At 65.3% G+C, this 21,581-nt stretch carries 20 protein-coding genes; 6 read left to right on the forward strand and 14 right to left on the reverse strand.

The window, feature by feature from the left end:
* Nucleotide 1 precedes the first annotated feature (1 nt).
* Entirely contained in the window at nt 2–391 is a 390-nt protein-coding gene (locus tag HAH_RS14980; RefSeq protein WP_014041681.1) for a helix-turn-helix domain-containing protein, read from the reverse strand.
* 443 nt (nt 392–834) lie between these two features.
* Here HAH_RS14980 and HAH_RS14985 point away from each other — a divergent pair, with 443 nt between their 5' ends.
* Complete coding sequence (locus HAH_RS14985; RefSeq protein ID WP_014041682.1) at nt 835–1,812, forward strand: orotate phosphoribosyltransferase; 978 nt, start codon at nt 835–837, stop codon at nt 1,810–1,812.
* Nucleotides 1,813–1,838: 26 nt separating this feature from the next.
* Here HAH_RS14985 and argF read toward each other — a convergent pair whose 3' ends face one another.
* From argF to HAH_RS15040, 11 genes are all read right to left on the reverse strand, one after another.
* On the reverse strand, nt 1,839–2,735 hold the full coding sequence (gene argF, locus HAH_RS14990; protein ID WP_014041683.1) for an ornithine carbamoyltransferase: 897 nt from the start codon (nt 2,733–2,735) through the stop codon (nt 1,839–1,841).
* A gap of 1 nt (nt 2,736) precedes the next feature.
* Nucleotides 2,737–3,798 (reverse strand): [LysW]-lysine hydrolase, encoded by a 1,062-nt coding sequence (locus HAH_RS14995; protein WP_014041684.1) that lies wholly within the window; start codon nt 3,796–3,798, stop codon nt 2,737–2,739.
* Nucleotides 3,795–4,922, reverse strand: a complete 1,128-nt coding sequence (locus HAH_RS15000; RefSeq protein ID WP_014041685.1) for an aspartate aminotransferase family protein — start codon at nt 4,920–4,922, stop codon at nt 3,795–3,797. Before HAH_RS15000 ends, HAH_RS14995 begins: the two co-directional genes overlap by 4 nt.
* Nucleotides 4,919–5,779 (reverse strand): acetylglutamate/acetylaminoadipate kinase, encoded by an 861-nt coding sequence (locus HAH_RS15005; RefSeq protein ID WP_014041686.1) that lies wholly within the window; start codon nt 5,777–5,779, stop codon nt 4,919–4,921. The genes HAH_RS15000 and HAH_RS15005 overlap by 4 nt, the downstream gene beginning before the upstream one ends.
* Nucleotides 5,780–5,797: 18 nt before the next feature.
* A complete protein-coding gene (gene argC, locus HAH_RS15010) occupies nt 5,798–6,835 on the reverse strand; it encodes an N-acetyl-gamma-glutamyl-phosphate reductase (protein ID WP_014041687.1) in 1,038 nt (345 codons plus the stop codon).
* On the reverse strand, nt 6,832–7,782 hold the full coding sequence (locus HAH_RS15015; protein ID WP_014041688.1) for a RimK family alpha-L-glutamate ligase: 951 nt from the start codon (nt 7,780–7,782) through the stop codon (nt 6,832–6,834). Before HAH_RS15015 ends, argC begins: the two co-directional genes overlap by 4 nt.
* A gap of 84 nt (nt 7,783–7,866) precedes the next feature.
* Nucleotides 7,867–8,031 (reverse strand): lysine biosynthesis protein LysW, encoded by a 165-nt coding sequence (gene lysW, locus HAH_RS15020; protein ID WP_004959888.1) that lies wholly within the window; start codon nt 8,029–8,031, stop codon nt 7,867–7,869.
* Between the two features lie 165 nt (nt 8,032–8,196).
* Nucleotides 8,197–9,723 (reverse strand): argininosuccinate lyase, encoded by a 1,527-nt coding sequence (argH, locus tag HAH_RS15025; RefSeq protein WP_014041689.1) that lies wholly within the window; start codon nt 9,721–9,723, stop codon nt 8,197–8,199.
* A gap of 4 nt (nt 9,724–9,727) precedes the next feature.
* Entirely contained in the window at nt 9,728–10,996 is a 1,269-nt protein-coding gene (locus HAH_RS15030; protein WP_014041690.1) for an argininosuccinate synthase, read from the reverse strand.
* 397 nt (nt 10,997–11,393) lie between these two features.
* Nucleotides 11,394–12,182 (reverse strand): hypothetical protein, encoded by a 789-nt coding sequence (locus HAH_RS15035; protein ID WP_014041691.1) that lies wholly within the window; start codon nt 12,180–12,182, stop codon nt 11,394–11,396.
* Between the two features lie 137 nt (nt 12,183–12,319).
* Nucleotides 12,320–13,414 carry a helix-turn-helix transcriptional regulator gene (locus HAH_RS15040; protein ID WP_014041692.1) on the reverse strand — a complete coding sequence of 365 codons (1,095 nt, stop codon included), beginning with the start codon at nt 13,412–13,414 and terminating at the stop codon, nt 12,320–12,322.
* A 157-nt stretch (nt 13,415–13,571) separates the two neighbouring features.
* On the opposite strand from HAH_RS15040, the gene HAH_RS15045 reads away from it, so the two are divergent.
* From HAH_RS15045 to HAH_RS15065, 5 genes are all read left to right on the forward strand, one after another.
* Nucleotides 13,572–13,760: a DUF7554 family protein gene (locus HAH_RS15045; protein WP_014041693.1), complete on the forward strand. Its 189-nt coding sequence runs from the start codon at nt 13,572–13,574 to the stop codon at nt 13,758–13,760.
* A gap of 39 nt (nt 13,761–13,799) precedes the next feature.
* Nucleotides 13,800–14,309, forward strand: a complete 510-nt coding sequence (locus tag HAH_RS15050) for a 2'-5' RNA ligase family protein (protein ID WP_014041694.1) — start codon at nt 13,800–13,802, stop codon at nt 14,307–14,309.
* Between the two features lie 188 nt (nt 14,310–14,497).
* Nucleotides 14,498–14,920, forward strand: a complete 423-nt coding sequence (locus tag HAH_RS15055; RefSeq protein WP_014041695.1) for a PPC domain-containing DNA-binding protein — start codon at nt 14,498–14,500, stop codon at nt 14,918–14,920.
* 1 nt (nt 14,921) lies between these two features.
* On the forward strand, nt 14,922–19,115 hold the full coding sequence (locus tag HAH_RS15060; RefSeq protein WP_014041696.1) for a DNA-directed DNA polymerase II large subunit: 4,194 nt from the start codon (nt 14,922–14,924) through the stop codon (nt 19,113–19,115).
* A gap of 92 nt (nt 19,116–19,207) precedes the next feature.
* Nucleotides 19,208–19,423: a hypothetical protein gene (locus tag HAH_RS15065; RefSeq protein ID WP_014041697.1), complete on the forward strand. Its 216-nt coding sequence runs from the start codon at nt 19,208–19,210 to the stop codon at nt 19,421–19,423.
* A gap of 33 nt (nt 19,424–19,456) precedes the next feature.
* Here HAH_RS15065 and serA read toward each other — a convergent pair whose 3' ends face one another.
* Both serA and HAH_RS20025 read right to left on the reverse strand, forming a co-directional pair.
* The gene (gene serA, locus HAH_RS15070) at nt 19,457–21,043 is read right to left on the reverse strand and encodes a phosphoglycerate dehydrogenase (protein ID WP_014041698.1); all 1,587 of its coding nucleotides are present in this window, start codon (nt 21,041–21,043) and stop codon (nt 19,457–19,459) included.
* A 148-nt stretch (nt 21,044–21,191) separates the two neighbouring features.
* Entirely contained in the window at nt 21,192–21,359 is a 168-nt protein-coding gene (locus tag HAH_RS20025; protein ID WP_014041699.1) for a DUF7556 family protein, read from the reverse strand.
* Nucleotides 21,360–21,581 lie beyond the last annotated feature (222 nt).

Here is a 21,581-nt window from a genome sequence, read left to right on the forward strand (position 1 = left end):
GTTACGCTTCGGGCGAGGCGTCGAACTCGTCGATACGGTGATGGACCGCGGCAGTCCACTCATCGAGTGTCTTGTGCATCAACTCGCGGGCCTCAGACAGGGGTGTCGCGGTGTACTGGTATACGTGGCCGCCGCCGTCGAGCAACCGTCGTTTCCGCGTCGCGAGCCCCTTCTCGCGGAGCGTCGACAGCGACCGGTTGACGTTCGAGCGGTCCCGACCGAGTTCATCAGCGAGTTCCTCGACAGTGCTTGCAGGAGTCTCAAGCAATGTCTGGTACGTCCGTACTTCGTGTTCCTGAACGCCGAAAACACAGGCCATCACGTCCGAGAGGGTCGGTTCGTCGTCGACCATCAGCTCGTGGAACTGGTCCGGAGAGGGGTTGACAGACATACCCCTCTGTAGTATTCCAACCCGGATAAACTGGGTCGTTACCTCAACCTCACCGCGACGGAATCGTCGCTGTCCGCTTCCATCCGGTTCCGAGCTGTCGGCAGCGGCTCGGGAAACAGACCCCTGTGAACAGTTGTCGAAGATATAGGTCTAGTTACTGTTTCAGCTAGAGGGACCAGCTAGCAGGATTCCAACAGCAACTAGTACTGTGTAAAACAGTACCAAACCTATCGAAAAGGGTGCTGTTTCGGGTGGAGATTGTCCTCATACGAACCAGTGCTGCCACAGATCACCTATATCCGCATAAGAATGTCTCGTCGGAGTACATATCAAAAGCATTAATACTCACTGACTAATGTCACTTTAAAAAGAAGTAAGCGCATTTCTCCTCGTGGTGTCCGAGCTACGACGAGGATGCTAATACTTCCCGATCCCAGAAACCAATGAACTACAGGAGTTTCGACCACCTCAGTGCTGATACGCAGGAGTGGATCGTCGATCTACCAGACGACCTGGATCTGATCGTCGGAATACCCAGAAGCGGGATGCTAGTGTCAAACTTACTTTCGCTGCATCTCAATCTCCCGATGACGGATATCGACGGGTTGCGGGAGGGCAGACTCCTACAGACGGGAGAACGGTACGACGGTGAGTTCGACCTCACGGAGTTCTCGACGATACTGGTCGTCGACGACACCGTCTACACCGGGAGCGAAATGACCGATGCGCAGTCGACCATTGACGGGTTTGATCTGTCCGCGGACGTGTACTACGGCGCTGTGTACGTGGACGAGGGGTCCGAGCGGTTCGTCGATACCTACGCCCAGACCCTGCCGTTCCCGAGGGTATTCGAGTGGAACATGATGCACCACGACTTCCTCGGGAAGTCCTGCGTCGATCTGGACGGCATTCTCTGTCGTGACCCCACGCCCGAAGAGAACGACGACGGGGCGAAGTACCGGGAGTTCATCACGACCGTCGACCCGATCTGTGTTCCCTCGGTGGAAATCGGGCAGATCGTCACCTGCCGACTGGAGAAGTATCGCAGCGAGACTGCCGACTGGCTCGACAAGCACGGAATCGAGTACGACGAGCTGGTGATGATGCAGTACCCGGACAAGGCTACGCGGGTCGCCGCGGGCAACCACGGCGAGTACAAGGCCGAGGTGTACGGGTCTTCGGACGCCAAGCTGTTCATCGAGAGCTCACACTCCCAGGCCCGAACGATCGCTATGCAGACGAACAAACCCGTCTACAGCAAGGAGCAAAACCGGATGCTCCAGCAAGGGTATCTGACCCGCGTCGCCAGAAACGGCCGGATGTCCATCGAGGCCGTCAAATCCGACCCGCTCAGGTACGTCGATCAGCTCAGGTCAGATCCAGTTGACTTCGTCAAGCGGGCCTCGTCGGTGTTTCTCTAGGCCACGTTTTCCCGCTCGGGACGGGTCTACGCCTGCTCAGACAGCCACACCAGAAGTCCTTTCTGGGCGTGCAGGCGGTTCTCTGCCTGCGCCCAGACGATGGCGTTGTCCGACTCGATGGCGTCGTCGGTGACCTCCTCGCCGCGGTGGGCGGGCAGGCAGTGCATGAACGGCCGATCTTCGAGCAGGTCCGTCGTGATCTGGAAGCCCTCGAAGTCTTCGAGTTTCTGGCCGCGCTGGTCCTCCTGGCCCATGCTGACCCACACGTCGGAGTACACCACGTCGGCGTCGGCGACGGCGGCCTCGGGGTCGTGGGTCGTCTCGGGCGCGTTGCCGAAGGCGGCGGCGCGGTCGGCCACGTCATCGGAGATGCCGTAGCCCTCCGGGGTGGCGACAGTAAGGTCCAGTCCGACCATCGCCGCGCCGATGACGAAGGACTGGCAAACGTTGTTGCCGTCGCCGACCCACGCGACGGAGACGTCCTCGAAGTCGCCGAACCGCTCGCGGATGGTCAGCAGGTCGGCGAGCGTCTGGCAGGGGTGGGCGTCGTCGGTCAGCCCGTTGATGACCGGGACCTCGGCGTATTCGGCCAACTCCTCGGCGTCCGCGTGGTCGAACACGCGGGCCATGATGAAATCGACGTAGCGCCCGAGCGCGCGGGCGGTGTCCTTGACCGGTTCGCCGTGGCCCAGGTGGATGTCGTCGGGACCGAGGAACACGGCGTGGCCGCCCAGTTGCGTCATCCCCGTCTCGAAGGAGACCCGGGTCCGGGTCGACGGCTTCTCGAATATCATGCCGAGCGTCTGCTGGTCCAGCAGGTCGCTCGGACTCCCCTCGCCGTGATCGGCCTTGATGGCCGCGGCGCGGTCGAGGACGGTCGCCAGTTCGTCGGTCGTGAGGTCGTCGACGTCGAGTATGTCCATGTCAGTCCTCCAGCAGGCGTTCGGTCGCGGTTTCCAGCACCGCGACGGAGCGGTCGTATTCGTCGAGCGGGAGGTGCTCGTTCGGTGCGTGATCGAGGTCGGAGTCGCCAGGCCCGTAGGTCACCATCGGACAGTCCCACGCCTTCGCGTAGACGTTCATGTCGCTGGTGCCGGTCTTGCGAAGCAGCGTGGGCTCGCCGCCCTGCTTCCTGATCGCGGCCCGGAACGCCCGGGCGGCGCTGGTCCGGGGGCTCTGCATCACCGGCTCGACCTTGTCGTCCCAGTTGACCGTGCCGTTCTCCAGGAATCCGTCGGCAATCTCCCGGATCTCGTCGGTGCTGTACTCCGGCGGAACCCGCAGTTGGACGTCCATCGTCGCTTCGACGCTCAGCCCGTCGCTGGACGTGCCGCCCTTGAAGTCGACGGGCTTGCAGGTGACGCGTTCGAAGACGGGGTGCCACTCGTCGGTCTCGAACTCGTCGTCGACCGCCGACCACCAGTCGATGGCGTCCTGAATGGCGTTGTTCTCCGGGCGCGAGGAGTGGCCGGACTCGCTGGTGGCGACGTAGGTCCCGGCCAGCAGGCCGCGGTAGCCCAGCGTGATACCCTCCCAGCCGGAGGGCTCGCCGTTGACGACGGCACCGGGTGCTGTCTCACGGTCCTCGACCAGATGGCGAGCGCCCTTCGAGTCGACTTCCTCGCCGACGACGCCGACGAAGGAGGCCCCGGTGCGGACGGCCGCGACGGCCATCGCACACAGCGGCCCCTTCGCGTCGACGCTGCCACGGCCCCACAGCACGTCGCCCTCGTCGGTTTCCTCGACGCGAACCGGGATGTCACCCGGCACGGTGTCGATGTGGGAAGTGAGCAAGACGCCGTCATCGGCTGGCGCGCGGACGTTGCCGACCTCGTCGAGAGACACCTCGCGGTCGTGGGCCTCGAAGAACTCGACCAGCTGTTCGGCCGCGGCTTCCTCGTCGCGGGACACCGACGGCGTGCGAACGATTGCTTCCAGCAGGTCGCGGGCCTCCGTGTCGGCCTCGCGGCTCGCGGCTTCGCTCATCCCACCACCTCCGCCATCGCGTCGACGACGGCGTCGGCGTGGGACTCGTCGATGGTCAACGGCGGAAGCAGGCGGACGACCGTGCGGCCGGCCGGCAGCGCGAGCACTTGGTGGTTCAGCGCGAGTTCCTTCAGGGCCGCGTTCGCGCCGCGGCCGACCTCGACGCCGATCATCAGACCCTCGCCGCGGATGTCCCGCACGTCGTCGCCGATGGCCGCTTCCAGTTCCGTCTGGAGGTAATCGCCCATCGTGGCGGCGTGTTCGGGAAGGTCGTCTTCGAGGACGGTCGAGACGGTCGCGCCGGCGGCCGCCGAGATGACCGGGCCGCCCGAGAACGTCGAGGCGTGGGAGCCGTAGTCCTCGGCGATCCAGTCCCGGCACAGCGTCGCGCCGACGGGAAGGCCGTTGCCGAGCCCCTTCGCCGCGGTTATCATATCGGGTGCGACGGCGGCTCGCTGGGAGTTCCACAGCGCGCCCGTCCGGCCGATTCCGGTCTGGACTTCGTCGAAGATGAGCGCCGCGCCAGCGTCTTCGGTTATCTCCCGCGCGGCTTCGAGGTAGCCGTCCGAGGCCGGGTTGATACCGCCCTCGCCCTGGACGGGTTCGACGATGAACGCGGCGGTGTCCTCGTCGACGGCCTCGTCGAGCGCCTCGCTGTCGTCGTAGGGGACGAACTCCACGTCGCCGATGAGCGGCTCGTAGGGCTTCTTGTACTTGTTCTTCCACGTCGTCGCCAGCGCGCCCATCGTCCGGCCGTGGAAGCCCTGCATCGTCGCGACGATCTTGGAGTCCCCCGTCGCCGACCGGGCGAACTTCAGCGCGGCCTCGTTGGCCTCGGTCCCGGAGTTACAGAGCCAGGTCTTGTCGATGGGGTCCGGTGCGGTGTCGGCGAGCAGGTCGTACAGCGCCGTCCGCTCGGCGTTCGGGTACGACGCCTGGACGTACGTGATCTTCTCTAGCTGCTCGCTGACGGCGCTCTGGACCGCCGGGTGGCCGTGTCCCAGCGGGACACAGGCGTAGGACGCGCCCATGTCTAGATACTCTGTGCCGCTGTCGTCGTAGACGTAGGCACCGTCGCCACGTTCGATCTGGATAGGTTTCTCGTTGAAAACGAATCCGCTCATTGTTCCTCCGTCGCTGTCTGGTCTGTGTCCTGTTCGAGTGCGCTCGCGTGAACGTGGGTTCCGCCGCCGTCAAGCGCCGAGAGAATCGGTGACTCGGCGTTGGCGTCTGCCACCACGACCTCCGATGCGCCGCCGTCGAGCGCCTCCTCGGCGGCCATGATTTTCCGGCCCATGAATCCCTCTGCAGCGTCTTCAAGAGCGTCCCAGTCGCTTGCCGTCTCGACCGATTCGATGAGCGTCGACGGGTCATCGGGGTCCGCGTAAACGCCCTCGACATCAGTGAGGAGCACCAACTGCGCATCGAGTTCGCCGGCGATGGCCGCCGCCGAGCGATCGGCGTCGGTATTCACTGGAATTACCTCACCGTCATCGTCTCCCGCCATGGGTGGCCCAGCCACCGGCGTGTACCCATCGCCGAGCAAGGTCTCCAGCAGGTCGCCGTTGACCTGCTTGATCGTGCCCGAGTGGTCGCCACGGCGAATCTTCTTCTTGCCGTCCTCGACGACCCGCACTGCGGACTTCCGCGGTCCGTAGAGCAGTTTGCCGTCGACGCCGGTGAGCCCGACCGCATCGACGCCCTCGCTCTGGAGGCCCGCGACGAGCTGGGTGTTCAGGTGACCGAAGGCCATCTCGAACACCTCCATCGTGGTCTCGTCGGTGAACCGACCGACGACGCCCGACGGCGTCTCGACGTATTCGGGCTCGACGCCGAGCCGTTCGAGCGTCTCGTCGACTTTGGTGGAGCCGCCGTGAACCACGACGACCCGCTCACCATCGGCCACTAACGATGCCACGTCCGCAAGCGCCCCCGCAGGGTCGACCGCGCGAGCGCCACCGACTTTGATAACGACTGTCATAAGAACTCAGGTCAGGGGTTACGGTGCGCCGACGGGGTGGAGCCCCTGGAACTCCAGCCCCGCCGTCTCTTCGATGCCGAGGGCGACGTTGGCCGCGTGAACGGCCTGGCCCGCCGACCCTTTCATCATGTTGTCGATGGCCGAAAACACGACCAGTCGTTTGTTGCCGGGGTCGAGTTCGAAGCCGACCTCGGCGCGGTTCGTCCCCGCGACCGACTTGGGTTCGGGGTAGCGGTAGACGCCACCGCCGCCCGCGACGAGTTCGACGAACGGTTCGTCCTCGTACTCGCCGCGGTAGGCTCCCCAGAGGTCGCCTTTCGAGACCGGGCCCTCGGGGAAGACGTGACAGGTCGCGCTCGCGCCGCGAATCATGTCCACCGCGTGGACGGTGAAGGACACGTCGATGCCGAGGAACTGCTGGATCTCGGCCTCGTGGCGGTGTCCCGTCGGCGCGTACGGACGGACGACGCCCGAGCGCTCCGGATGCGAGGATGCCTCGCCGCCGCCGGCTCCGCCCTCGCTTGACCCGACCTTCACGTCGACGACGACCTGCTCGTCGCCGGAGAGGATGTCGGCCTCGAACAGCGGGAGCAGGCCCAGGATGGTCGCCGTGGCGTTGCAGCCGCCGGAGGCGATGAGGTCCGCGCCCGCGAGGTTGTCGCGGTTGAGTTCCGGTAGCGCGTACTCGCTCTGGTCAAGCAGTTCCGGGCGTGTGTGGCCGTCGTACCACTCGTCGTACTGGGCCTCCGAATCGAGCCGGAAGTCCGCCGAGAGGTCGACGACAGTGCCGGCCGCCTCCTGGAACGCGTCGATCTGTTCCATCGAGACGCCGTGGGGCGTCGCGGCGAACAGCACGTCAACCGACTCCAGGTCCGACGGCGAGGAGAAGCGCAGGTCCGAGTGGCGAAGGTTCGGGTGCGAGTGCCCGATAGTCTTGTTCTCCTTCGAGCGGCTGGTCGCCTGTGCCAGTTCGAACTCGGGGTGACCGTCGAGGATGCGAAGCAGTTCCCCGCCGGTGAATCCGGAGCCGCCGACGACACTCGCGGTGTACGTCATGCTGTCACCTCGGCGTCAGTCTCGGTCGCCGCTTTCTGTTCGAGCCAGTCGACGACCTTCGCGGGCACGTCCACGTCGGTGACCTCGTTCAAGGCCTTGAACTCGACGGTGTGGTTGACCTCGTGGACCGTGTAGTCCTCGAACTCGCGCGCTCGCGGCTCGTCGCCGCTCGCCTGTCCCGAGGCCTCCCGCTGGTCGGCCTCGCCTCCCTCTTCGACACCGACCTCCATCAGGTCGATACCGAGCAGGCCGCCACCGACCGCGTCGGAGGCCTTCTCGACCAGTTCCAGTGCGCGGTCGTCCAGTTCGAACTCGGCGGTCTCTGCGCCCTTGGCGGCGTTGGTGAGCCAGTGGTCCGAGGAGCGGACCATCGCCGCGATGGGCTCGCCGTCGACGGCCAGCACGCGCATGTCGCGGCCGGGCTTGTCGACGAACTCCTGGACGTAGAAGATCTTGTGCTCGTAGTGGCCGAGCGTCTCCTTGTGTTCGAGGATGGCCTCGGCGGCCGAGCGGGAGTCGATCTTCGCCATCAGGCGACCCCAGGAGCCGACGACCGGCTTGAGGACGCAGGGGTAGCCGAACTTCTCGATGGATTCCAGCGCGGCGTCCTTCGTGAACGCCACGTCGGTGTTCGGCGTCGGCACGCCCGCGGCCTCCAGCGCGAGGCTGTTGTTGACCTTGTCCGCGCAGGTGTCGGCGACCTCGGGGCCGTTGACCACGGGGACGCCGTAGGCCTTCGCGAACTTCGTCGCGTAGACGCTGCGGCTGGTCGCCAGACAGCGGTCGACGACGAGGTCCAGGTCCTCGAAGGCCTCGGGGGCCTCATGGATGTTGAACTGCTGTTTGCGAACGTCTATCTTCTCGATCTCGTGGTCGCGCTCGCGCAGTTCCGACAGCAGGAGCTTCTCGTCCCGGCGGATGCGCGAGTAGAGGAGTCCGACTTTCATACTGAGTCCTCCGTGGGTTCGCGGCTCGCGGCGTCGAGCGCCACGGTCACGTACGGCGCCGAGCGCCGCGCCACCGCGAACACCTCACTCACCCCAGTCCTCTTCGAGCTCGGGTGCGCTGTCGAGCTCGACAGGGTCGGCGCCAACGACTTCCAGTTCGGCACCGCAGGTGGCACAGTCAACGATCTCTCCGACTTCGAGGTTGTCGTGCAGGGACACGTCCGCCCCGCACTCGATGCATTCTGCCATTGTAGTTCATCCTGTGACAGGGATCCACTTAAAGCCTTCGAACATATCAGAATAGTTTAACAAGATATACTGCCTTCTAATCGTATCAAAGCTCCAAATCCGCCACGTTTCCGAATCGTGTATCAGAAGTATGGTATAATTGTCCCGCGAGGGGACGGTGGTCGGTCAGACATATCGGTCCACCTCCGTCTGGCGGCGGTCAGCCGCCTGTGAAACCGCTTGCCAGCGGTCAGTCAGTGCCTCGCTGTCGGCGGCGAGTGCGTCTTCGGCTACCGACACCTGCTCGGCGACGGCGTCGGGGGCCGGGCCACCGCGAGAGTCCCGCATCGCGACACTTTCCGCTGGGTCAAGTGCGTCCTCCAGCGCGTCGCGGTCGACGTAGGCTGACAGAGGCTCGCCCAGCACGTCCTCGGCGACGGCCGACAGTGCCTCGTAGTCGGGCGCGTCTTCCTCGGACCCCAGACCGGCGGCGGCCTCGGCAACGACCTCGTGGGCCGTGCGGAACGGCACACCGGCCATCGCCAGCAAGTCCGCCACGCCAGTCGCCGTCGCAAAGCCATCAGTGGCTGCGGCTTCGAGCGTCTCGGCAGGCCAGTCAGCGGTTGCGACCGCGCCCGCGGCGACTGCCACGCTCTCGGTGACGCTGTCGATGGCGTCCCAAGCGTGGCGACCGGCGCGCTGCAGGTCGCGGTTGTACGCCCGGGGCTGGCCCTTCAGATTGGTCAGCAGGCCGTTCAGCCCGGCGACGGCGTCACCCGTCCGACCGCGGACCAGCTCCAGCGTGTCGGGGTTCTTCTTCTGGGGCATGATCGAGGAGGTCGAGGCGTAGTCGTCGTCGAGGGTGACGTGGCCCTTGCTCGCCATCACGACCACGTCCTCGGACAGCCCCGACAGGTTCGTCGCCAGCGTCGCGACAGCGCTGGTCGTCTCGACGAGGAAATCCCGCGTCGCCGAGGCATCCATCGAATTCTCGGCGACGCCCTCGAACCCGAGCAACTCGGCCGTGCGCTCGCGGTCCACGTCGAAGGGCGTCCCGGCGAACGCGGCCGACCCGAGCGGGTTCTGGTTGACGCGCTCGTAGGCGTCCAGCAGGCGCGCGGTGTCGCGCTGGAGCGCCTGCTCGTAGGACAGCACCCAGTGGGCGACCGTGGTCGGCTGGGCAGGCTGGAGATGCGTGTAGCCGGGCATCACCGTCTCCCGTTCGGCGCGAGCCACGTCGATGAGTTGCTCGCGGGCACCGACGACGGTCTCGACGAGGTCCAGAACGTCTTCGCGCAGGCGGTAGCGGATGCAGGCCGCCACCTCGTCGTTGCGCGAACGGGCAGTGTGCATCTTCCCGCCGTCCGGGCCGACGCGCTCGATGACGGCGCTCTCTATCGCCTCGTGTACGTCCTCGCCGTCGGGTAGCGCGTCATGGCCCGCGTCCTCCACGTCCGCCAGCGCGGCCAGCACGTCGCCGGCCGTCTCGCGGTCGATGATCTCCTGTTCGGCCAACATCACGACGTGGGCGCGGTCGACGGCCAAGTCGGCCGCGAAGATGCGCTCGTCGTCGGACAGCGAGGAGAGGAACGACCGGGCGGGCCCGCCCGCGAAGCGGTCGCGGCGGACGACCGTCTCGCCGCTTCGGTCGGCGTCGCCCGCTGTGGCCGCGTGGTCCGCGTCCGCCGTCTCGTGGTCCTCGCCGTCGCTCATTCGCTTACTCCTCCGTGTCCTCAGTCGCGGCGTCAGATTGGTCGCCGCTGCCGTCCGTTACGGCAGCGCCCTTCTTCGCGTCGTCGAGGATCTTGTTCGCGAGGCGGGACTGGAAGCCGTGGTACTTCGCAACGCCGGTGGCGTCTTGCTGGGTGATCCCGCCGGAGACGTCCTCCTCGTTGAACGAGGCCGCCGACTCGCTGTAGACGGCGTAGTCGGACTCGCGGGAGACCGGGCGGCAGTGACCGCCTTCGAGTTTGACCGTGACGGTACCGGTGACGCGCTCGTTGGTGTCGTCGATGAACGCTTCGAGCGCCCCCGTCAGCGGCGCGTCGACGAGGCCCTGGTAGGCCTTCTGGGACCACTCCTGATCGACCTGGGCCTTGAACTGGCGCTCCTCCTGCGTGAGGACGAGTCCTTCGAGCGCCTCGTGGGCCGTCAGCAGCACCGTCGCGGCGGGGTGCTCGTAGTTCTCGCGGACTTTCAGCCCGAGCATGCGGTCCTCCATCATGTCCGTGCGACCGATACCGTGGGCACCCGCCTGCTCGTTGAGTTGCTCGATGAGTTTGACCCCGTCAAGTTCCTCGCCGTCAACGGCAACGGGAACGCCCTCCTCGAACGCGACCTCGACTAGTTCGGCGTCCTTGTCGGAGGGGTTGTCGGTCCACTTGTAGATGTCGTCGGACGGGATTGTACTCGGGTCTTCGAGTTCGGAGCCTTCGATGGAGCGACTCCAGAGGTTCGTGTCGATGGAGTAGCGGCCGCCGTCGCCACCTTCGACGGGCAGGCCCTTCTCGGCGGCGTACTCGTTTTCCCATTCGCGGGTCAGTCCGAGTTCACGGACCGGTGCGATGACATCGAGGTCGGAGTCGCGCCAGACGGCCTCGAAGCGGAGTTGGTCGTTGCCCTTGCCGGTACAGCCGTGGGCGACGGCCGAGCAGCCCTCCTCTTCGGCGACTGAGAGAATGGCTTTGGCGATGACCGGGCGCGCGAGGGCGGTTCCGAGCGGGTAGCCCTGATAGTCGGCGTTAGCCTTGACGGCTTCCATACAGAGGTCAGCGAACTCCTCGGTGGCGTCGACGACGTATTGTTCGACACCCAGCGCTTCGGCGGTCTCCTCGGCCTCCTCGAACTCGTAGTCGGGCTGGCCGACGTCAACGGTGACGCCGATGACCTCGTCGTAGCCGTACTCTTCTTTCAGCAGCGATACGCAGACTGTCGTGTCGAGCCCGCCCGAGAAGGCGAGCGCGACGGTTCCGTTTCCTTCTGGCATGGATGTGTTCTGAATTGGTTCCGTGGTGTGCCTGTCGGTTTCTCGATCGAACAACAGATCGAGTATCCCATCGAACCGACGACGATGGCGTCTAGCGACGAAACGAACCTGTCGAATGAAGAGTGAGTAGTAGTGGGCCTAGAAACGGCCCGGTCGTCGTCGTGGGGAGAAACGGAGGGACCCCTCGCTGTCCGCAGCGAGCATCGTGGAGCGAGAGGTCCGCGTCATGTACTACCTGCTGTGTGATTCGAGTACTAATAGTTTCCGTGTTAGCAGTGGCGTGTGTATGGTCCCCAGACACATGGACACAGTAGCCATCGCGTCGCCCGTAGCGGCCAGTAGCGACACGCAGACCGCTGTGTGACGAGGTTAAACAGTATCTTCGACTTCTTTTGTGCTATTGGCCAGCGTCGACAGTGTCGGACCCGACGTCGGTCGGCGGCTCAGTTTCACCGCCATCGGTGGCCGTCTCGTTGGCCGGCGTGGCATCGATATCGTCTGTCCGTTCACCTGCCTGAGTTCGTTCCCGCTCGACCCCGGGACGGTCGTCTGCCTCGGAGCGGTTCACCGCATCGCCGCCACGGTCGCCGGCAGCGTCAGGTCGAGCCTGCTGTCCGACGTTCGGCCCGGCGATACCCTGTGCGATAGCGGCGACGTCCGGACCACTCAGTTCGCTCGCGCGCTGTGAGAGGGTCTTGATTGCCGCCGCGTCGACGCCCTGCCTATCCAGGGCTTCGGCGGGGAGCTGGCTGGCGGTTTCGTTCGTTTCGTTCGCCAGTCGCTGGACGTTCTTCGTTTCGGCGTGGAGCTGTGCAGCCTTCGCCCGGTACTCGCCCTCCCTCATCGAGCCGTTCTCGCGGGCCTCGGCGAGCGCCTGCTTGCGCTGTTGGAGTTCCGCGAGCCGGGCCTCGGAGTCGTTCACCTGGTCGGCGACGACGGACGCCTTCGCGTCGTCAGTGTTCGCCTGCGCGATGCGGACCCCGAACGTCCGGGACTGGACCTCACCGTCAAGTTCGGCTTCCTGCACGCTGACGACGCCCGCCAGCTGTGCGCCGGGGGGCGTCGCGTTCTCGTCGGCCTGTTCGGTCACCGTTTCAGTCTCCTGTGCCATCGTCGCGGCGGGCACCGCGGCGAGCGTGCTCACCACGAGCACGACTGCCAGCAATACCGGAGTGGCTCGTCTCATTATAGCCGTTACTTGACCACCGAACACCCTATAAATAGGAGTCAGTGATGCCGGGTTAGCGCCGATTAAGCCGAATTAAAACCGCCCGACAGCAGTGATATGAGACGGCAGATTCCAGTAAACGGTCGGTTCCTTTATCACTGGGTTTCGCCGCCGCTGTCGGCTCCGTCGCTCCCGTCACCCTCCCCACCAGTCACGTCGGTGTCCGGCAGCGTCACCACGTTCTCGCGGCCGATGCGGAACGTCTCGACTTTGTCTTCGTCGCGCAGGCCCCCGATGACCTGACTCGTCTTGGCGTCGGTCCAGTCAAGTTCGCCGGCCACCTGCTGCTGTTTGAGCCGCCCGCCGTTGGATTCGAGCAGTTGCAGGACCTGCTCCTCGTTGCTCAGGAGTTCGGCCGGTGGTGCGCCAGCGTCGGCGTCCGTCACGGCGGCCGGCTCCGCTTCAGACTCGTCCGAGTCGACCATCGACGCCGGCGGTTCGGCCGGCTTACCGCCGCCGAGCACGCCGTACCGCCGAAGGGCATACGCTGCGGCGGCGATACCGACCAGCGCGAGGAGTCCGCCGACGAGGAGTCCGTTCGATTCGTCCTCCCCGTCAGCGGCGTCCCCCGGACTGACGACCACTCGCGGCTCGTTTTCCCCGAACGTCTGCTGGCCGCGCCAGGTGACAGAGGCGTTCTCCCGTTCGTCGGCCTGTGGCGCGACGGAGTCAGCCTGATAGTCCGCCGGCCAGCGCACGGTCAACGAGGTCTCGCTGTCCAGAAACAGCCCCGAGAGCGCGTCGCCGATTTCGATGCGGTCGCCGGAGACGCCGGCGAAGTTCGTCCACTGGAACCGATAGGTGATGACGCCGTACGTCTGGCCGAACGTCTCCTCGCGCGCGCTCACGGTGACGTTCTCGATGGCCATCTCGCGGCCGGTCGTGTTTTCGGCTGCCCCGGCAGTGTCCTGCATCCGGTTCTCGAAGCGGTCCGTGTACGCTGCAGGGTTCGTCTGGATATCCGCTTGCAGGTCCTCGAAAGCCTGCGTGGCGTTGTCGTCGTCTAATCGGATGCGGTAGGCAACTGTCCAGTCGGCGGTCCCGTCGGGGTCCACGTCAGCAGTCATCACGACCACATCCGCGTCGACGGACTGCTGGCCGAGGCTGCCGAAACCGACTCCGGTCGCTGTCGGTACAAGCAATGCTATCGCGACGAATACGACTACTAGCGTTCCAGCGCTCCGGCCCATCCTACCGCGGCTATCCCCTCAGCAGGTATATCGTTTATTGCCGATTGTGTGAACTGATAGTCAGGGGCCTTACATCCCAGGCAAGTTTGGTAGTTGGACTGGATCGCCTGCCCCCATGGCCACAAGGGGTTTGCCCCGCGAGGGAATCCTATCGAGCATGGACAGAGCCAAACTCGACGTGGACACTCTGCTGAAGATTGTCCTTGTCCTCATTGTGGTCTGGCTAGGGCTCGAAGTGCTCGATACAGCGCTCGGGCTGTTGACCGGCCTGCTCGGCATACTACAGCCGTTCCTCGGCGTGATTCTGATCGTCCTCATCGTCCTGTGGCTGCTCGACCGGCTGTAGGACCGCGCTCTTTTTGCCCACAGCGGACGAGCGCCCACTGTGTACAGCATCAACGTCCCGCTCCCGTCGGCAGTCACGTCGCTGGCGGCCGACCTCGCGGCCGACCTGCCGCTCGCACAGCGGCGGGGACGGGGCGAGCACACGCTGGTCGCCAAGCGACTGGGCGGCGGCGACCACACGGCCTACGCACGGCTGGAAGCGCAGGGACGTGAGGCGCTTCGCGGCCAGTCGGCGTTCGAGGCACGGATTTCGGGCGTCGAGCAGTTCGAGACGGCCGTGACCGGTCCATCACCGGTGGTGTATCTCGCCGTCGAGAGCCCGGGGCTTGTCGCCCTGCACGAGCGGCTCTGCGAGCGGTTCGATCCCGTCGACGAAATGGAGGGCGACGCGTACGTCCCGCACGTAACCGTCGCCCGCGGCGGGGACCGCGACGCGGCCGCTCGGCTGGTCGAGCGGGACATCGAGCCGATCCGGTGGACCGTCGACGAACTCTCGTTCTACGACGCCGACCGGAACCATCCGGTCAGTCGGGTGTCGCTGCCGGGATAACGCCGGTCGGTCGTCTGTCCCGGCACAATGGCGAACAGGCGGCACGGGTCGGTCCCGGCGCGGTGTGCCGCGCAATCGCTGAGCGCGCCGGGTCGTGGCTACGTCACGGCGGCGGTAATCCCGGCCTCGGATATAAACGGTCGCACCGAAAGCAACGCTTTTGGAGCGGCCTGCCATCGAGTACGTATATGGATTACCGGGAAGTCGACAGTACGTCCGAGTACGTCTGCCGACTGGCACACGGCGCGGACTGGCGGGGCGAAATCGAGGCCTTCGCGGACGAACAGGGCATCGACGCCGGCTTCTTCTACGGGCTCGGGGCGGTCCAAGACGCGGAGCTCATGTTCTACGATCAGGACCGGACCGAGTACGACTCGGTGACCTTCGACGAACCGCTGGAAGTCGCCGCCTGTATGGGCAACATCTCGCAGCTGGACGGAGAGCGGTTCGCCCACACCCACGCTGTTCTCTCGCGGCCCGACGGCGAAGCGATTGCCGGCCACCTGAACGCCGGCACCGTCTGGGCGGGCGAACTGTACGTCCGCGGATTCGATACAGAGCTCAAGCGGGAGCACGACGAGCCAACCGACCTGGACCTCTGGAATATCTAAGATGCGAGAGGCCGACGAACAGTACTTCGAAACGCTGGAAACACAACTCGAAGCCGCCTTCGACGTCGCCGAGCGGGCCAAAGAGCGCGGCGGTGACCCGAAGCCGGAGGTCGAGATTCCAACCGCGCGCGACATGGCAGACCGGGTCGAGAACATCCTCGGCATCGACGGCGTTGCCGAGCGGGTTCGAGAGCTGGAGGGGCAGATGTCCCGCGAGGAGGCCGCGCTGGAACTGGTCGAGGACTTCGTCGAGGGGACTGTCGGCGACTACGACAGCCGCGAAGGGAAAGTCGAGGGCGCGGTCCGGACCGCCGTTGCCCTGCTGACCGAGGGCGTCGTCGCCGCACCGATCGAGGGCATCGACCGCGTCGAACTGCTGGAAAACGACGACGGGACGGAGTTCATCAACGTCTACTACGCCGGCCCGATTCGGTCGGCTGGCGGGACCGCGCAGGCGTTGTCGGTGCTGGTCGCCGACTACGCCCGCGCACTGCTGGGCATCGACCAGTACAAGGCCCGCGACGACGAGATCGGGCGCTACGCCGAGGAAATCGACCTCTACGACAAGGACACCGGCCTGCAGTACTCACCCAAGGAGAAGGAGACGAAGTTCATCGCCGAGCACATGCCGATTATGCTCGACGGCGAAGCGACCGGCGACGAGGAAGTCTCGGGCTATCGGGACCTCGAACGCGTCGACTCGAACTCGCCGCGCGGCGGGATGTGTCTGGTACTGGCCGAGGGGATTGCCCTGAAAGCGCCGAAGATCCAGCGCTACACCCGGAACCTGGACGAGGTCGACTGGCCGTGGCTGCAGGACCTCATCGACGGGACCATCGGCAAAGACGAAGCCGACCAGGCGGACGGCTCGGACGATGCGGACAGCGACGACGGGAGCGAAGGAGCGAACGAGGACAGCGAAGACGAGAGTGACGAGCAGGCCGGACCGCCCCGCGTCGAGCCAGCCGACAAATACCTCCGGGACCTCATTGCCGGCCGGCCAGTGTTCTCTCACCCGTCGAAAGCGGGCGGATTCCGGCTTCGTTACGGGCGGTCACGTAACCATGGCTTCGCGACCGCCGGCGTCCATCCGGCGACGATGCATCTCGTCGACGACTTCCTCGCGACCGGGACCCAGATCAAGACCGAGCGGCCGGGGAAAGCCGCTGGCGTCGTCCCGGTCGACACCATCGAGGGACCCACCGTCCGCCTGGCCAACGGGGACGTGCGCCGCATCGACGATGCCGAGGAGGCGCTGGAAGTGCGCAACGGCGTCGAGAAGATACTCGACCTGGGCGAGTACCTGGTCAACTACGGGGAGTTCGTCGAGAACAACCACCCGCTCGCGCCGGCCTCTTACACTGTCGAGTGGTGGGAGCAGGACCTCAATGCCGCGGGCGCGGACGTGCAGGCGATGCAGGACTCGCCCCACGTCGACCTCGCCGACCCGAGCGCCGAGGAGGCAATCGAGTGGGCGACCGACTACGACGTGCCGTTGCACCCGAAATACACCTACCTCTGGCACGACGTGAGCGTCGACCAGGTGTGCGCGCTCGCCGACGCCGTCGAGGACGCAAAGGTCGCACAGGCCGACGGGGCGTACGCCGACCCAGAGGCGGAGGCTGACGACACAGCGGGCGAGACGTACAGCGACGACGGCGCGCTCGTCCTGCCCCGCACCGATGCCGTCCAGCGGACGCTGGAACACCTCCTCGTCGAGCACACCCAAGACGACGACAGGATTACCGTCACCGACTGGGTGCCGCTGGTGCGGACACTCGGGTTCTCCCGCTCGTTAGAGCGGGACTGGACGCCTGCGGACCTCTCCGAGCGCGCCAGGACCTACGGCGAGAGCGAGTCGCTCGACGCAATCGGGGTAGCCGAGGACGCCGAACGCGAAGACGGCCAGAACGCAATCGAGGTAATCAACGAAATCGCGCCGTTTCAGGTCCGGGAGCGAGCCCCGACCCGCATCGGCAACCGGATGGGTCGCCCCGAGAAATCCGAGCGGCGGGACCTCTCGCCGGCCGTCCACACGCTCAGCCCCATCGGCGAGGCCGGCGGCGCACAGCGGGACGTGGCCAAGGCGACGAAGCACGCGGACGGGATGAGCGACACGCCCGGCCACGTCGAGGTGGAGATCGCCCGCCGGCGCTGTCCCGACTGCGGAACCGAGACCCACCAGGCGGGCTGTCCCGACTGTGGCGGCACCACCGAACCGGTGTACGTCTGTCCCGACTGCGAGGCCGAGGTCGAACGCGACGAGTCCGGCCGCGCGGAGTGTACGCGCTGTGAGACGCTCGCCTCGCCGACCCAGTACAAGGTACTCGACCTGCAAGAGGCCTACCGCGATGCCCTGCAGAACGTCGGCGAGCGCGAGACAGCCTTCGAGCAACTGAAAGCGGTCAAGGGGCTCACCTCCGAGGAGAAGGTCCCGGAGCCGATGGAGAAAGGTATCCTTCGAGCGAAACACGACGTGTCGGCGTTCAAGGACGGGACAGTGCGCTACGACATGACGGACCTGCCGGTGACGGCGGTCCGAGCCTCGGAACTGGACGTCTCCGCCGAGCGACTCCGAGGGCTGGGCTACACGGAGGACATCCACGGCGATCCGCTGACTCACGATGACCAGCTGGTCGAACTGAAGGTCCAGGACATCGTCCTCTCGGACGGCGCGGCCGAGCACATGCTCCAGACCGCTCGCTTCGTCGACGACCTCTTAGAGCAGTACTACGGGCTGGAGCGGTTCTACGAGTTCGACGACCGCGAGGACCTCGTCGGCGAACTCGTCTTCGGGATGGCCCCCCACACCAGCGCGGCGACGGTCGGGCGCGTGGTCGGCTTCACCTCCGCCGCCGTCGGCTACGCGCATCCGTACTTCCACGCCGCCAAACGCCGGAACTGCTTCCACCCGGACACGCGGCTGTGGTACGAAGACGAGAATGACGACTGGGAGTACGGGACCATCGAGGAACTGGTCGAAAACCGACTGGATGACCCCGACGAGGACGACTTCGGGACGCTCGTTCAAGAGTTAGACGGCGACCTCACCGTGTCGTCGCTGGGCGAGAACGGTCCCTGTCGCCAGCCCGTCGACGCCGTCTCGAAACACCCCGCGCCGGACCACCTCGTCGAGATTTCCGTCGGCGACCGAACCCTCAGGGTTACGCCCGACCACACGATGCTCCGTGCCGGCTCCGATGGGATTGAGGAAGTCCCGGCGGGCGACCTGACTGCCGGCGACGAACTCCCTGCCTACGATGGCGGCGAGACGACCACGATGACGGCACGCGGCGAGGCCTCGACGGCAGCAACCGACGGCGCAGCCCCGACAGACACCGTCGAGACTGTCGAGTACGTCGAGAGCAACGTGGACCACGTCTACTGTCTCACGGTCGCCGACACGCACCGCGTTGCCGTCGAAGGAACCTATGTCGGCCAGTGCGACGGTGACGAGGACTGCGTAATGCTACTGATGGACGGCCTGCTGAACTTCTCGAAGTCCTACCTCCCGAACCAGCGTGGCGGACAGATGGACGCCCCGCTGGTGATGTCCTCGCGCATCGACCCCAGCGAAATCGACGACGAGGCCCACAACATGGACATCATGGAGAGCTATCCCCGGGAGTTCTACGAAGCCACCCGCGAGATGAAAGACCCGACCGAGGTCGAAGACGTGATGAAAATCGCCGAGGAGACACTGGGGACCGACCGCGAGTACACCGAGTTTCGCCACACCCACGACACGGCGAACATCGCCGCCGGGCCGGACCTCTCGGCGTACAAGACGCTCGGGTCGATGGAGGACAAGATGGACGCCCAGCTTGAGATCTCCCGGAAGCTCCGGGCCGTCGTCGAGAGCGACGTGGCCGAGCGCATCATCGAGTACCACTTCCTGCCGGACCTCATCGGGAACCTCCGGGCGTTCTCCCGGCAAGAGACTCGCTGTCTGGACTGCGGCGAGTCGTTCCGCCGCGCGCCCCTGACCGGCGACTGCCGAGAGTGTGGCGGCCGCGTCAACCTCACCGTCCACGAGGGCTCGGTCAACAAGTACATCGACACGGCCATCCGCGTCGCCGACGAGTTCGGAGCCCGCGACTACACGAAACAGCGGCTCAAGATCCTGGAACGGAAAATAGAGTCGGTGTTCGAAAACGACCACAACAAGCAGTCGGGCATCGCCGACTTCATGTGAGCGACAGCGTCACCCGGACTTATCAGGTCGACAGACGGGCGCGTGACGGTCGTCCGACGGGTGTTTTTGCCCGTGGCGGTCCTGTCACGGGTATGGCCTCGTCCCGCGATTCAGCGCCGCCGTTCGACTCCGGGGACCGGTCGGGCTCCCCGTCACCATCGTCCCGACAGACGCCCAGTACGATCTATCAGATACAGATCGCGCTGTTGCGCTCGCAGGTGGCGACACTCGAAACCGCGCTCGAACAGGAGCGCGAACACCGCCAGGCCGTCGTCGACCGGTACGAGCGCCTTATCGACGGCAAATAAACTGCGACTGGCTTTCGAAAAATTCCGCTGACGTTATTCGTCGCCGAGTTCGACGTAGGTGGTCTCGATGATGCGACTGTCGCCGTTGAGTCGCTCGATGATGTCCTGTGGCGGCTGTTCGTCGAGGTTGTAGACGGACAGGGCCTCCCCGCCGATGGTCTCGCGGCCGTTGAACATCCCGGCGATGTTGATGTCGGCCTCGCCCAGCACGGTCCCGATGAACCCGATAGTACCGGGCTCGTCGCGATTGCGGACGACCAGCATGTGGCCGTGGGGGACCGCTTCGATACGGTGGTCGTCGATGCGGACGATGCGGGGCTCCTCGCCGCCGAACTGGGTCCCACAGACGGAAACAGACTCCTCACCGTCGGAGACGGTGACGGTGATGAGGCTCTGGTAGTCCTCGGAAGAGCGGGTCTTGGACTCGGTCACGTCAATGCCCCGGTCTTCAGCTATCTGTGGGGCGTTGACGGCGTTGACCTGCAGGTCCGAGGGCGCAAACACACCCTTCAGCGCACTGGCGGTGACGTACTCCACGTCTTCCTCGGCGATGTCGCCGGCGTAGGTGACCTGCACTTCGGACATGTGGCCGCCGAACAACTGGACGGCGATGCGGCCGGCGGTGTCGGCGAGGTCGAGGTACGGCCCGACCTGCTTGAACGTCGCCTCGTCCAGCGACGGCGCGTTCAGGGCGTTGGCGACGGGCTGGCCGTTGGCCGCAGCGATGATCTGGTCGGCCGTGGAGGTGGCGACGTTCTCCTGAGCGGCCTCCGTCGACGCGCCCAGATGGGGCGTGACGATGATGTCCTCGACGTCGAGCAGCGGGCTGTCCTCGGGCAGGGGTTCCTCACCGAAGACGTCGAGCGCCGCGCCCTTCAGGACGCCGTCCTCGACGGCTTCGGCCAGGGCCGGCTCGTCGATGATGCCGCCGCGGGCACAGTTGACGACGTAGCCGCCTTCGAGTTCGGCGAGCTCTTCCTCGCCGATCATGTTCTCCGTCTCGGGGGTCAGCGGCGTGTGGATGGTGATGAAATCGGACTTGGCGAGACAGTCGTCGAGCTCGTCGACGAGTTCCGCTCCGAACTGGTCAGCGCGCTCTTGGCTGATGTACGGGTCGAACGTGACGATGTCCATGCCCAGGCTGCCGAGTCGCTTGGCGACCTGCTGGCCGACGCGGCCGAAGCCGACGACGCCGAGCGTCTTGTTGTTGACTTCCGTGCCGAGGAACTCGCCTTTGGCCCACTCGCCGCTTTTCAGGCGGTCGTGGGCCTGCGGAATGGAGCGAGCCGTGGCAAACGCCATCGCGACGGAGTGTTCTGCGGCGGCGCGGACGTTGCCCTCGGGGGCGTTGGCGACGATGACGCCGTGGTCCGTGGCGGCGTCGATGTCGATGTTGTCCACACCGATGCCGGCCCGGCCGACGATGATGAGGTCGGGCGCGGCCGCAAACACTTCCTCGGTGACTTCGGTGCCCGAGCGAACGATGAGCGCGTTCGCGTCGGCCACCGCGTCGAGGAGCGCGTTGCCCTCGACCTCGTAGGCTGTTTCGACATCGTGGCCTGCCTCACGGAGCCGCGTGAGACCGGCATCAGCGATAGGGTCCGTGACGAGTACCTTCATACCGAATCGAACTTACTGGGGCGGCATAACGCTTGTTTTCTCCGTCCGAACGACTGCGTACGGACAGTCGGGGCGGAGCGATCGCGCCGCTGATAGGGTATCCTGCTTGGTGGGACCGTCAGCGAAAATCGAACCGACAGACAGCGGCCTATCGCCAGGCCGGGAGCGAGGCAGCGTCCGCGAGCGGGGTTGTGAGATAGGCGTCGTCTCGGGTCACGTCAGCGACGATAAACTGATCCGTTGGACCCTCTTCGACGGATGCCATGATGTCTCCGTCCGCGACCATCTCAACCGGAGCGACAGTATCCGACTCCATGCATGATAATATGTAACAACCATATAAAAACTTAGCGAAACCCATAGAGGGCAGGAGTATGATCCAGAGCCAACTGTCTGACAATAGTTCGTACCCTGTCAGTACTGGGACGAAATGGTTCGTGGCCCAATACGGATAGGGCCTTACATCTCAACCATTAGAGTCTGTCTCCGCAGTTCTATTCATACCCAGATTCGGAACATCAATGTGACAGAAGACGTA

The sequence above is a fragment of the Haloarcula hispanica ATCC 33960 genome (assembly GCF_000223905.1).
Taxonomy (GTDB): Archaea; Halobacteriota; Halobacteria; order Halobacteriales; family Haloarculaceae; genus Haloarcula; species Haloarcula hispanica.

Bases quoted from the DNA above. Each gene is read 5' to 3' on its own strand.
- HAH_RS14980 (WP_014041681.1), bottom strand. From the start codon at position 391: ATGTCTGTCAACCCCTCTCCGGACCAGTTCCACGAGCTGATGGTCGAC.
- HAH_RS14985 (WP_014041682.1), top strand. From the start codon at position 835: ATGAACTACAGGAGTTTCGACCACCTCAGTGCTGATACGCAGGAGTGG.
- argF (WP_014041683.1), bottom strand. From the start codon at position 2,735: ATGGACATACTCGACGTCGACGACCTCACGACCGACGAACTGGCGACC.
- HAH_RS14995 (WP_014041684.1), bottom strand. From the start codon at position 3,798: ATGAGCGAAGCCGCGAGCCGCGAGGCCGACACGGAGGCCCGCGACCTG.
- HAH_RS15000 (WP_014041685.1), bottom strand. From the start codon at position 4,922: ATGAGCGGATTCGTTTTCAACGAGAAACCTATCCAGATCGAACGTGGC.
- HAH_RS15005 (WP_014041686.1), bottom strand. From the start codon at position 5,779: ATGACAGTCGTTATCAAAGTCGGTGGCGCTCGCGCGGTCGACCCTGCG.
- argC (WP_014041687.1), bottom strand. From the start codon at position 6,835: ATGACGTACACCGCGAGTGTCGTCGGCGGCTCCGGATTCACCGGCGGG.
- HAH_RS15015 (WP_014041688.1), bottom strand. From the start codon at position 7,782: ATGAAAGTCGGACTCCTCTACTCGCGCATCCGCCGGGACGAGAAGCTC.
- lysW (WP_004959888.1), bottom strand. From the start codon at position 8,031: ATGGCAGAATGCATCGAGTGCGGGGCGGACGTGTCCCTGCACGACAAC.
- argH (WP_014041689.1), bottom strand. From the start codon at position 9,723: ATGAGCGACGGCGAGGACCACGAGACGGCGGACGCGGACCACGCGGCC.
- HAH_RS15030 (WP_014041690.1), bottom strand. From the start codon at position 10,996: ATGCCAGAAGGAAACGGAACCGTCGCGCTCGCCTTCTCGGGCGGGCTC.
- HAH_RS15035 (WP_014041691.1), bottom strand. From the start codon at position 12,182: ATGAGACGAGCCACTCCGGTATTGCTGGCAGTCGTGCTCGTGGTGAGC.
- HAH_RS15040 (WP_014041692.1), bottom strand. From the start codon at position 13,414: ATGGGCCGGAGCGCTGGAACGCTAGTAGTCGTATTCGTCGCGATAGCA.
- HAH_RS15045 (WP_014041693.1), top strand. From the start codon at position 13,572: ATGGACAGAGCCAAACTCGACGTGGACACTCTGCTGAAGATTGTCCTT.
- HAH_RS15055 (WP_014041695.1), top strand. From the start codon at position 14,498: ATGGATTACCGGGAAGTCGACAGTACGTCCGAGTACGTCTGCCGACTG.
- HAH_RS15060 (WP_014041696.1), top strand. From the start codon at position 14,922: ATGCGAGAGGCCGACGAACAGTACTTCGAAACGCTGGAAACACAACTC.
- HAH_RS15065 (WP_014041697.1), top strand. From the start codon at position 19,208: ATGGCCTCGTCCCGCGATTCAGCGCCGCCGTTCGACTCCGGGGACCGG.
- serA (WP_014041698.1), bottom strand. From the start codon at position 21,043: ATGAAGGTACTCGTCACGGACCCTATCGCTGATGCCGGTCTCACGCGG.
- HAH_RS20025 (WP_014041699.1), bottom strand. From the start codon at position 21,359: ATGGAGTCGGATACTGTCGCTCCGGTTGAGATGGTCGCGGACGGAGAC.